Source organism: Nocardia sp. 2TAF39 (assembly GCF_052114905.1).
Classification (GTDB): domain Bacteria; phylum Actinomycetota; class Actinomycetes; order Mycobacteriales; family Mycobacteriaceae; genus Nocardia.
In genome coordinates this window covers 15,319-28,456 of the sequence record NZ_JBFRFQ010000078.1, presented here as the reverse complement: position 1 = coordinate 28,456, position 13,138 = coordinate 15,319, and the positions used below count along the sequence as shown (strand labels likewise).

Annotated in this window: 1 protein-coding gene; it reads right to left on the bottom strand. The window is 68.7% G+C overall.

Annotation, left to right across the window (positions count from 1 at the left end):
- Positions 1 to 13,067: amino acid adenylation domain-containing protein (locus tag AB4Z47_RS29570; protein WP_441955810.1), on the bottom strand; the 13,067-nt coding region annotated here is incomplete at its 3' end.
- Positions 13,068 to 13,138 lie beyond the last annotated feature (71 nt).

The window sequence follows — 13,138 nt, the reverse complement described above, 5'->3', positions numbered from 1 at the left end:
GTCCGCAAGATCTCATGCCTGGCGACCACATCACCAACCGCCTGCTGCAACGCGGCGACATCCAGATCACCGGACAAACGGATCGCCGCCGGAATGTTGTTGACCGATGAGGCGGTATCGAACCGGTTGAGGAACCACATCCGCTGCTGTGCCAGCGACAAAGGAATCTGGGACGGCCGCGGACCAGCCACCAGCTCGCGGCGGCGTCCGGTGCCCTGGTTCGGCTCCACCCGCGCGGCCAACGCGGCGACGGTCGGCGCCTCGAACAGCATCCGCACCGGGATTGTGGTGTCCAATGCGGCCCCGAGGCGGGCGACCACCCGGGTAGCGATCAGCGAGTTACCGCCCAGGTCGAAGAAGTCGTCGTCGAGGCCTACGGCGCGCTCGCCGTCGGCGGCCACCATGCCGAGCACCTCGGCGAAGGTGTTCGCGACAATCTCCTCGATCGTCGTGGACGGTGCGCGGAATTCCCGTGCCTCGTAGGTGTGTTCGGGCAGCGCACGCCGATCCAGCTTGCCGTTGGGACTCAGCGGCATGGCGTCGATCACCACGATCGCGGCGGGCACCATGTACGACGGCAGCTGCGCGGACAGGTACGCCCGCAGCTGCTCGACGTCCACTGTCGCGCCGGCCGTGGGCACCACGTAGCCGACCAGCTGGTCACCGGTGCGCGCATTGGAGCGCACCAGGGCGACCGCTTGCGCGACCGCATCGTGTGCGGTGAGCGCGGTTTCGATGTCACCGAGCTCGATGCGCAGACCGCGCAGCTTCACCTGGAAGTCGGTGCGGCCCACGTACTCCAGCTCACCGTTCGCCGTCCAGGTGACCAGGTCACCCGTGCGATACATCCGCGCTCCGCCTTCGCCCCCCGCGAACGGGTTCGCCACGAACCGATCCGCCGTCAGGTCAGCGCGCCCCACATAACCGCGCGCCAACTGGGCGCCCGCCAGATACAGCTCACCCGCAACACCCACCGGAACCGGACGCAACCGCGCATCCAACACATACACCTGTGTGTTGAACACCGGAGAACCGATCGGCACCGACACCGTATCGGTCTCTGTCACCTCGTGATAGGTGACATCGACCGCCGCCTCGGTCGGGCCGTACAGGTTGTGCAACCACGCGGGCGTCATCGCCAGCAGCCGCTGTGCCGTGACCGCGGGCAGCGCCTCACCCGAGGCGAAGACATTGCGCAGACTGGTGCACTCGCGCGCCCGATCGTCTGCCACGAATACCGACAGCATCGACGGCACGAAATGCACCATTGTGACCTGCTCTTCGGCGATCACCTGCGCGAGGTAGGCGGGATCGCGATGCCCGTCCGGCTTCGCCACCACCAGCCGCGCGCCGACCTGCAACGGCCAGAAGAACTCCCACACCGACACGTCGAACGTCGCCGGGGTCTTCTGCAGCACCACATCGAAGGGGCCGAGACCGTATTCGGTTTGCATCCAGACCAGGCGGTTCACGATCGCGGCATGGCTGACGGCAACACCCTTGGGCCGTCCCGTCGAACCCGACGTGAAGATCACGTACGCGGTATTCGACGGCCGCAGCGGCGCGGTCCGCTCGGCATCGGTCACCGGATCATCCGAATACGCGGACAGATCCAGCTGATCTATCTCGATCGCGGTGGTGTCCGTGTCGATGTCGAAACCGTCGCGCGAGGTGGTGAGCACACACACCGGGTCAGCGGTGTCGAGCACGTGCCGCACGCGTTCGGCCGGATGATCGGGATCGAGGGGCACATAGGCGGCGCCCGCCTCGACCACCGCGTAGATGCCGACCACCAGATCGAGCGACCGACGCATACCCAGCGCGACCATCGTCTCCGGGCCGACGCCCAGCGCGATCAGGTGCCGGGCCAACCGTCGCACCCGCGCGGCGAACTCGGAATACGTCAGCGTCGCGTAGCGACTCGATGAGGGGTGGCGGTCGGGCGACGGGTAGGCCAGACTTGTCCCCTCGAACGTCAGTGCCGTTACTTCCGGCGTGCTCGCGGCCTGTTCGGCGAACATCGACACGAGCGTCGCGTCGGTGTCCACGATCCGCGCGGTGTCGTTCCATCCGCGCAGCGCCTGCTCGGTCTCCCGTTCATCCAGCAGCGTGATGTCGCCGACGGCACGATCCGGTTCGGCGGCAACGGCCTTCAGCAGCCGGTCGAACCGGCGACCGAACGCCGCCATGGTGCCCTGGTCGAACAGGTCGGTGGCGTAGATCAGCTCGGCGGTGATACCGGTCGGGCCCGCACCGGTGCCGCTGGTCGCGTCGACCCGCTCCGAGAGCACCAGCTGCAGGTCGAACTTGGCGACGTCGATGGGTAGGTCGACCGCGCTGACCGTCAAACCGGGCAGCTCGAGGCTGTTGTGCCCGGTGTTCTGGAACGACAGCATCACCTGGAACAGCGGATGCCGTGCCTGCGAACGCGGCGGATTGAGGATCTCCACCAGCCGCTCGAACGGCAGATCCGCGTGCCCGAACGCCGCGATGTCGCTGACGCGCACTGCGCGCAGCAGATCGGTGAACGTCGCGGCGCCCTCGATCGGCGTCCGCAGCACGAGGGTGTTGACGAACATGCCGATCAGGTCGTCGAGCGCTCGTTCGCCACGGCCTGCGACCGGGGTACCGATAGCGATGTCGTCCTCGCCGGACAAACGAGACAAAAGAACAGCGAGGGCGGCGTGCGCGACCATGAACAGCGTCACACCCCTGGTGCGCGCGAGTTCGGCGAGCCTGCCGTGCGTTTCGGCGTCGATCTCGAAGGTGTGTGTAGCACCGCGGCCAGAGGCCACCGCGGGACGTGGGCGGTCGGCGGGCAGGTCCAGCTGCTCCGGCAGCCCGCGCAGCGTGTCCGACCAGAACGAGATCTGCCCGGAGATTACCGAATTCGGATCGTTCTCGGCGCCGAGCACCTTGCGCTGCCATAGCGCGAAGTCCGCGTACTGGACCTCCAGCGGCCGCCACGCGGGCTCGCCGCCCTCGACGCGGGCGCCATAGGCGGTCATCACATCGCGGGTGAGCGGGCCCATGGAGAATCCGTCGGCCGAGATGTGGTGCACCACCAGCGCGAGCACATGTTCGGTCGGGCTGATCTCGAACAGCCGTGCACGGAACGGCACCTCGGCGGTCACGTCGAACGCGGTCAACACGAACTCCGAAAGCCGCTCGGGCAGTGCGGCTTCGGTGACGTCGACCGGCGTGAGGTCCGGAATGACCTTGCCGGTGGGCACGGTCTGCTGGTGGGCGGTGCCGTCCACATCCGGGTAGAACGTGCGCAGCGACTCGTGCCGCGCCAGCACGTCGGCGACCGAGATCTGCAGCGCCTGCCGATCGAGGAGACCGGACAGCCGCACCGCGGCCGGGATATTGTCGACGGCCGATCCTGGGTCGAAGCGGTTGAGGAACCACATGCGCTGCTGTGCCAGCGACAGCGGGACCAGCTCGGGCCGTGGCTGCGGCGTCAGCGCCACCCGCGCACCCGTACCCGCCCTGGTCTCCACGCGTGCCGCGAGCGCGACCACGCTGGAGGCCTCGAAAAGCTCACGGACACCGAGATCGGTGTCCAGCGCGGCGGAGAGCCGGGCCGCGACCTGGGTGGCGCTGAGCGAGTTGCCGCCGAGCGCGAAGAAGTCGTCGTCCAGGCCGATCCGTTCCAGGCCGAGCACATCGGCGAAGGTGGTGGCGACGATCTCCTCGACCGGCGTGGTCGGGGCGCGGAACACCGCCGCCTCGAACACCGGAGCGGGCAGCGCCTTACGGTCCAGCTTGCCGGACGCGTTGAGCGGGAATTCGTCGAGCACGATCACCAGCGACGGCACCATGTACGCGGGCAGCCGCAGCGCGAGGTCCTCACGAACCAGATCGGTGTCCAGCAGGGCGGCCTGCGCCGCGATGACGTACGCGACAAGCTGGTCGCCAGTGTGCGCGTCGGAGCGTGCCACCACGACCGCCTGCGCGATCTCGTCCAGTCCGGCCAGCGCCGACTCGATCTCGCCGAGCTCGATGCGCAGACCACGCAGCTTCACCTGGAAGTCGGTGCGGCCCAGATACTCCAGCTCACCGTTCTCGGTCCAGGCCACCAGGTCGCCGGTACGGTACATCCGCGCACCAGCCGCCCCGTACGGGTTGGCGACGAACCGGTCACCGGTCAGGTCCGGCCTCGCGACGTAACCGCGCGCAAGCTGGGCGCCCGCCAGATACAGCTCACCCGCGACACCCACCGGCACCGGGCGCAACCGCGAATCCAGCACATACACCTGTGTGTTGAACACCGGAGCTCCGATGGGCACCGTCTCGACGTCCGCGTCCACCACCTCGTGGAACGTGACGTCGACGGCCGCCTCGGTCGGACCGTACAGATTGTGCAACGCCGCACCGGTCAGCTCGCGCAGACGGTGCGCGGGCTTCGGCGGCAGCGCCTCACCGGAGGCGAATACCAGCCGCAGCGCGTCATACCGCGCCGCAGGCGCGTCGGCCGCGGCGGACCCGGAGGAGGCAGCCTCCCCCGTGGACGCCACCATCGAACTCACGAACACCGCGAGCATGGATGGCACGAAGTGCGTGACGCTCACCCGCTCCGCGCTGATGATCTCGGCGAGGTAGGCCGGGTCGCGATGTCCGTCGGGCTTCGCGACCACCAGCCGTGCACCGATCTGCAAGGGCCAGAAGAACTCCCACACCGATACGTCGAACGTCGCGGGCGTCTTCTGCAACACCACGTCGCCCGCGGACAGCTGGTAGGCGGTCTGCATCCAGACCAGACGGTTGACGATGGCCGCGTGCGAGACCGCGACACCCTTCGGGCGGCCGGTCGAACCCGACGTGAAGATCACATACGCGGTGTTCGACGGACGCAGTGGTGCGCGGCGCTCCGCGTCGGTGACCGTCGCCTCGGACAGCCCACTCAGATCGAGCAGGTCGATCCGCACCTGCGCGGTGTCGCTCTCCAGATCACTGCCGGAGGTCAGCACGCACACCGGATCGGCCGTGTTGAGAATGTATTCCGTGCGCTCAGCCGGATGATCAGGATCGAGCGGTACGTACGCGCCGCCCGCGACGGCGACGGCGTACATGCCGACGACCAGATCGATCGACCGCCGCATACCCAGCGCCACATACGATTCCGGGCCGACTCCGCGCGCGATCAGCCAGCGCGCCAGCTGGTTCACCCGGCCGGCGAATTCGCCGTAGGATAGACCCGTCCCCTCGAACGTGACCGCGGTCGCTTCGGGTGTGCGCGCGACCTGGGCGTAGAACATCGAGACCAGGGTCAAGGCCGTGGAGCTTGCGGAATCGACCGACAACCCAGCCGGATCGACCTCATACCCCGTGTCGTTCCAACCGGACACCACGAGCTCGCGCTCGGCGCTGTCGAGCAGCTCGATGTCGCCGACGGCAGCATCGGGTTCGGTGGTGATCGCGGTGAGCACCCGGATCAGGCGGTCGGCGATGCGGCGCACCGTCTGCTCGTCGAACAGATCGCGCAGGTAGCCCGCGCGTACCCGCAGACGTGAATCCAACTGCGCGATCAGCGTCAGCGGGTAGTGCGTGGCGTCGGCCGCGTCCAGGCCGACCACCGCCATGCCGTCGATGTCCGCGGCCTGCGCCTGCAGGCCCTCGGCATCGACCGGGTAGGACTCGAACACCACGAGCGTGTCGAACAGGCCGCCGATGCCCGCGCCTGCCTGGATGTCCGCGAGGCCGACGTAGTGGTGGTCGAGCAGGTCGGCCTGCTCGCCCTGGGTCCTGGTCAGCAGCTCCCGCACGGATTCCGACGGATCGAAACGCACCCGCACCGGCACCGTGTTGATGAACAGACCGACCATCGCTTCCACGCCGGACAGCTCCGCGGGACGTCCGGAGACGGTGGCGCCGAACAGCACATCGTCACGGCTGGTCATCCGGCCGAGCAGGATGCCCCATGCCGTCTGCAGCACGGTGTTCGGCGTGACGCCGAGCGATCCGGCCAGCGCGGTCAGCCGCGCGGTCGCGCTCTCGTCCAGGTCGAAGAAGTACTCGCCGGACAACGAGGTGATCTCGCGACCGGCATCCGGACGAGCCAGCAGCGTCGGCTCACCGACACCGCGCAGCGCGTTCGCCCACGCGGCCAGCGATGCCGAATGATCTTGCTGCCGAGTCCATTCCAGGAAGTGCCGGTAGGAACGGACCGCGGGCAGCGCGGATGATTCCGCGTGCGCCGCGTAGAGCACCAGCAGGTCCCGCATGAGCAGCGGCATGGACCAGCCGTCGAGCAGGATGTGGTGGTTGGACACGACGAACTGCCAGCGGGCCCCTTCTTTTGCCGAAGAGTCTGCCACCTGGATCAACGTGAAGCGGATCAGCGGCGGCGCGGTCAGATCGAAGCGCCGCATGCGGTCGGCGGCGATCAGGTCGTCGCCGTCGCCGTGGGCGATCCGGTCGTGCTCGGCCCACTCGACGGGGACGCTGTCGAGCACGATCTGCACCGGGTTGCCGTCGTTGTCGGTGACGAACGCGGTGCGCAAGTTCTCGTAGCGGTCCACCAACGCCTGTGCGGCCGAACGCAACCGGGCGGCGTCCACTCGTCCGGTGAGCGTCAGCACCGCCTGGGCGGTGTACACGTCCACCGAACTCGCGGCGAGACGAGCATGGAAGAGCAGACCCGCCTGCAGCGCCGAGAGCGGCCATACGTCGGCCAGCGCGGGGAAACGCTCTTCCCAACGGTCGATGTCGCGCTGCGTTATCCCGCGCTTCGATCCACCCCGTCCACCGCGTACGAGCGCGAAGTCCGACGGGGTGTGCCCACCGGCACCGGTCGAATTGGCATGTCGGGCAACCGCTTCCAATGCGGCAATCCACAGCTCACCGAATTCGCGCACGTCCGTGGCGGCCAGCAGCGTCGACGGGTAGCTGATGTTGGCGGTCAGCTTGTCGCCGACCACGATCGCGTTCACGTCCAGCGGCGCCATCGCGGGCATGTCCGCGTCGTAGCCGTTGCCCAGCTCGCCGAGTTCCAGGGCGGGAATCCAGCCGAAGCCGCGCAGCGACTTCGGCACGTCGCCCTCCGAGACGCGACCGAGGTAGTTGAAGCTCACCTGGCCGGGCAGTTCGCGCGGCAGCTCGGGCGCGGTCTCGGCGTTCAAGTAGCGCAGCAGACCATAGCCGAGACCCTTGTCCGGCACCGCGAGCAGCTGCTCCTTGACCGCCTTGACCGCCGCGCCCAACGCGGGGCCACCCGCCAACGCGGCATCGATGTCGATGCCGGACAGGTCGAAGCGGACCGGGAAGATAGTGGTGAACCAGCCGACGGTACGCGACAGGTCCGCACCGGGCACGACGTCCTCTTCGCGGCCGTGGCCCTCCAGGCGGACCAGCAGCGAATCATTGCCACGGGTGCCCGCCCGGCGCGCCCGCCACTTCGCGGTCGCCAGCGCGAGCGCGGTAAGCAAGCCGTCGTTCACGCCGCCGTGGAACAGCGCGGGAACCCTGGTGAGCAGGGCCTTCGTGACCTCGACGGACACCTCGACCCCAAGCTTCTCGACGACGCCGGAGGTGTCGACCGCCGGGTCCATCGGACGCTCGGTCAGCAGCGGATCTGCCGCCGCGACGACCGAACGCCAGTAGTCGAGTTCGGCCACCCGCTCGGTGCTGTACGCCTCGCGCTCCAGCGCGTGCGCCCAGGCCCGCATCGACGTGGCCGGTGCGACCAGCTCGGGCGCCTGGCCCGCGGTGCGCTGGCCCCAGGCCATGACGAAGTCCGGCACCAGGATGCGCCATGAGACGCCGTCCACCACGAGATGGTGCGCGAGGACGATCAGTCGTCCGGAGCGGTCGGCTGACGAGGGGTCGAGCCAGACGAACCGGATCACCACACCCGCGGCCGGGTCGAGCCGGTCCAGCGACGCATCCAATGCGGCCGAGGCGATCTCGACCAGCTCGGCGTCTGTGACGCTCGCGTCGAACTCGGTACGGTCGATCAGCGCGTCCACCTCGACGGTGCCCGGTGCGGCGGTTTCGACGATCCAGTCACCGCCGTCGCGGTACAGGCTCGCCCGCAGCATGTCGTGCCGTTCGATGACCGCGCCGACCGTCGCGGCGATGCCCGCGCGGTCGATGCCGACCGGTAGTTCCAGCGCGAAGGTCTGGTTGAACCGACCGAACGCACCGCGCCGCTCCGCCATGAATCGCACCACCGGCGTCAACGGCATCGTGCCGACACCGCCACCGGGCAGCTCGGCGAGCGTCGCGGCCGAAGCCTCGGCCGCCTCGGCGGTTTCGGCGACCGCGGCCAGGCCCGCGACCGTGCGCTGCTCGAAGACGTCCCGCGGCGTGAACACCACACCGCGCGCCTTGGCCCGCGAGACCAGCTGGATGGAGACGATGCTGTCGCCGCCGAGCGCGAAGAACGAGTCGTCGAGGCCGACCCGCTCCAGGCCGAGCACTTCGGCGAACACCGCCGCCACGGTCTCCTGCACCGGGTTGACCGGTGCGCGGAAGTCACGGGTCTGGGCCGCGGGCGCGGGCAGCGCACGGCGGTCCAGCTTTCCGTTGACGGTCAGCGGAATCCATTCCAGCCGCACCATAGCCGAGGGCACCATGTAGGACGGCAGCTCCTCGGCGGCGCCGTCGCGGATCTCGTCGAGCACCGGCTCGACGCCGGGTTCGGCGACCACGTAGGCGACGATCCGCTGAACACCGGGCTGGTCCTCGCGCACGATGACCGCCGCCTGAGCGACGCCGGGCTGAGCGAGGATCGCCGACTCGATCTCGCCGAGCTCGATGCGGAAACCGCGTACCTTCACCTGGTCGTCGGCCCGACCCAGGTACTCCAGCTCGCCGAAGCCGTTCCAGCGCGCGAGGTCGCCGGAGCGGTAGAGCCGCGAGCCCGCCACGTCCGTCATCGGGTCGGCCACGAAGCGGGTGGCCGACAGATCGGGGCGGCCGAGGTAGCCGCGGGCCAATTGCGGTCCCGCCACGTATATTTCGCCCGCAACACCGACCGGAACCGGCCGCAGCCTGCTGTCCAGCACGTACACCCGCAGACCGGCGATGGCGCTGCCGACCACGCTGCCGGAGGCGGCCGCGATGGTCGCGGCGTCCAGCGCGCGATAAGACACGTGCACCGTGGTCTCCGTGATGCCGTACATATTGACCAGCACCGGCGCCGCAACCGCTGAGCCCGTCGAGCGGCCGACGGATCCGGCACCGTGGCGCGCGACCCAATCCGACAGCCTGCGCAGCTCCAGCGCCTCGCCGCCGAACACCACATAGCGCAGCGCCAGCGGCGCGGCGTCGGGCGCGGCGTTCCGGTCCGCCTCCGCCAGCTGGTAGAACGCGGACGGGGTCTGGTTGAGCACCGTGACCTGTTCGGCGCGCAGCAGTTCCAAAAAGTGCTCAGGCGAGCGCGAGGTGTAGTAGTCGACCACCACGAGGGTGCCGCCGAACAGCAGCGGACCCCACAGCTCCCACACCGAGAAGTCGAACGCGTAGCTGTGGAACAGCGTCCACACATCGTCGGGTCCGAATCCGAAGTCGCGGTCGGTGTTCGCGAACAGCCGCACCACATTCCGGTGCGCGACCGCGACGCCCTTCGGTCGGCCGGTCGAGCCGGAGGTGTAGATCACATACGCGACATGGTCCGGCATGAGCGCGGCGCGCCGGTCGGCGTCGGTGATCGGCGCGTCCTCAGCGTCCTCGACGTTGCCGGTTTCCACGGCGAAGCCATCGAGCACGACGGTGGGCAGGTGCGCCGGAACGGTCACGGTCACCTGGACCGTGGAATCGAGGATCACGCTGGTCGGCTGGGAATCCGCGAGCACGTAGGCAATGCGGTCGGCCGGGTAGGTCGGATCGACCGGCACGTACCCTGCGCCGGTCTTCACCACGGCCAGCAGCGCGACCACCAGGTCCAGCGAGCGCGGCAGGATCACCGCGACCAGCGACTCCGGTCCGGCGCCGTCCTTGATCAGCCTGCGCGCCAGGACATTCGCCCGCTGGTCCAGCTCGGCGTAGCTCAGTTCCTCCACGCCGAAACGGGCGGCGATACGGTCCGGGTGCGCGACGGCCGCCGCATCGAACAGCGCCACCAGCGTGGTGTCCCGATCGGCGAACATACCCGTGCGAGCCTCGACTGCGCCGGAGGACACCCAGCGCTGCGAGACATCCAGGCGCTCGGTCTCGCCGAGCAGATCGATGTCGCCGATGGCGATCTCCGGATCGTCGGCGACGCCGCGCAGGATGCGCACGAAACGGTCGGCGAAGCGGGCCACCGTTTCCGGATCGAACAGTTCGGTGGCGTAGTTCCACGACAGCGTCAGCCCGCCGTCGGCGGTCTCGCCGACGGTGAGCTGAACGTCGAATTTGGCTGTGCCCGGGTCGAATTCGACGACTTCGAGGTCCAGGCCAGGCATCGTGACGGTGCCGATGTCGGACGCCGAGGTGGCCTCGAAGGTCAGCGCGACCTGGAACAGCGGGTGATGTGCCTGCGAGCGCGTCGGGCTGATCACGTCCACCAGCCGCTCGAACGGCACGTCGGCGTTGGCGAAAGCGGCAAGGTCGGTGCGGCGCACCTGGTCCAGCAGCGCGCCGAAGGGGGCCGCGGGATCGACCTCGCTGCGCAGCACCAGCGTGTTGACGAACATGCCGACGATGTCGTCGAGCGCGCGTTCGCCACGGCCGGCGATCGGCGTGCCGATCGCGATGTCGGTGCTGTTGGACAGCCTGCCCGCCCAGGCGGCGAGCGCGGCGTGCACGACCATGAACAGCGTCACACCGCGCGCGCGGGCAAGCTCGGCCAGCGCGCCGTGCAATGCGGCATCGACCGAGAAGTTGTGCGTGCCACCGGCATTGGAGGCGACCATCGGGCGGGGGCGGTCGGCGGGCAGCTCGATCTGGTCGGGCAGGTCGCGCAACTGCTCGGTCCAGTAGCCGATCTGCTGTGCCGCGACCGATTCCGGGTCGTCCTCGGCCCCGAGCACGTCGCGCTGCCACAGCGCATAGTCGGCGTACTGCACCTCGAGCGGGGTCCACGAGGGAACCTCGCCGCGGGCGCGCTCGGTGTAGGCGAGCACCACATCGCGCAGCAGCGGGCGCAGCGAGAAGCCGTCCGCGCTGATGTGGTGCATGACCAGCACCACGACGTGGTCGGTCCGCGACACCGCGAGCAGGCTCGCCCGGAACGGGATCTCACCGGTCACGTCGAAGTAGACGCTCGCGAGCTCGACGATCCGTGCGGGCAGCTCGTCGGCGGCGACCGGTTCGGTGACCAGCTCGACCGCCGCCGCCGCGGCAGGCAGGACACGCTGGTATCCGGTGCCGTCCACCTCGGGGTATACGCTGCGCAACGCTTCGTGCCGCGCGAGCACGTCGCCGATCGCCGCGCTGAGCGCGGCCACGTCGAGGTCACCGGTCAGCCGGATGGCGACGGGGATGTTGTTCACCGCGGTGCGGTTGTCGAACCGGTTGAGGAACCACATCCGCTGCTGGGCGAGCGACAACGGCACCAGCTCTGGGCGCACCTGCGGAACCAGCGGCGCTCGGCCGCCCAGTCCCACGGCCGATTCCACCTTCGCCGCCAGCGCGACAACGGTGGCGGCCTCGAACAGCGCGCGCACCGGCACCTGGGTGTCCAGCGCTTCGCCGAGCCTGGCCGCCACCTGGGTGGCGACCAAGGAGTTGCCGCCGAGWKCGAAGAAGTCGTCATCCARGCCGACGCGTTCGACGCCGAGTACTTCGGCGAAGGTTTCGGCGACGATCTCCTGTACGGGTGTGGCCGGTGCACGGAACACCTTGGCCTCGAAAGTCGGGGCGGGTAGCGCTTTGCGGTCGAGTTTGCCGGACACATTGAGCGGGAACTCGTCGAGTACCAGGTAGGCCGACGGCACCATGTACGCGGGCAACTGTCCACCCAGGGCGGTCTTCACCGACTCGATATCGACCACCCGGTCGGGGTCGGCGACGAGGTAGGCGACCAGCTGATCGCCGAGACGATCATCCGAACGCACCACCACCACCGCCTGCGCGACGGAATCCAGTCCCGTCAACGCCGACTCGATCTCTCCCAGCTCGATCCGCAGGCCACGCAACTTCACTTGGAAGTCGGTGCGACCCAGATACTCCAGCTCACCATCGGCGGTCCAGGCCACCAGATCGCCGGTACGGTACATCCGCTCGCCGGTACCGAACGGATTCGCCACGAAACGCTCACCGGTCAGGTCCGGGCGGTCCACATAGCCCTGCGCCAACTGCACACCCGCCAGATACAGCTCGCCCGCGACACCCACCGGTACCGGACGCAACCGCGAATCCAACACATACACCCGTGTGTTGAACACCGGGGCACCGATCGGGACCGACATGGTGTCGGCCTCGGTCACCTCGTGGAAGGTCACATCGACCGCGGCCTCGGTCGGACCGTACAGGTTGTGCAGACGGGCCCCGGTCAGCTCACGCAACCGCTGTGCGGTCACCGCGGGCAGCGCCTCACCGGAGGCGAACACCTGCCGCAGACGCGGCGCGGGCAGACCGGCACCGTTGTCGTTGCCGAGGACCGAAACGAACACCGACAGCATCGACGGCACGAAATGCGCTGTGGTGATGGCCTGCTCGGCGATCACCCGCAGCAGATACACCGGGTCACGGTGCCCGTCCGGGCGTGCGACGACCAGCCGGGCGCCGGTCTGCAACGGCCAGAAGAACTCCCACACCGACACATCGAACGTGGCAGGCGTTTTCTGCAGTACCGCGTCCTGGCCACCGATCGGGTACTGGTGCTGCATCCACAACAAACGGTTCACGATCGCGGCATGGCTGACCGCCACACCCTTCGGACGACCGGTCGACCCCGATGTGAAAATCACATACGCGGTGTTCTCCGGCGACAGTGGTTGCGTGCGTTCACTGTCGGTGATCGGCGCGCCACTGCACGCAGCGAATCCTGGTGCCCCTTCGATATCCTCGACCGAGGACACCCGCACCTGTGGCGGCAAGTCCAGACCGAACCCGTCCGCCGAGCCGGACAACACCATCCGCGGCCGCGCGGTCTCCACGATGTAATTGATCCGTTCGGCGGGCTGGTCGGGATCCAACGGGACATACGCCGCGCCGCAACCTGCGCGTCGAACAACGAAACCAACGTCCCGACAGCCACCGGACGCGC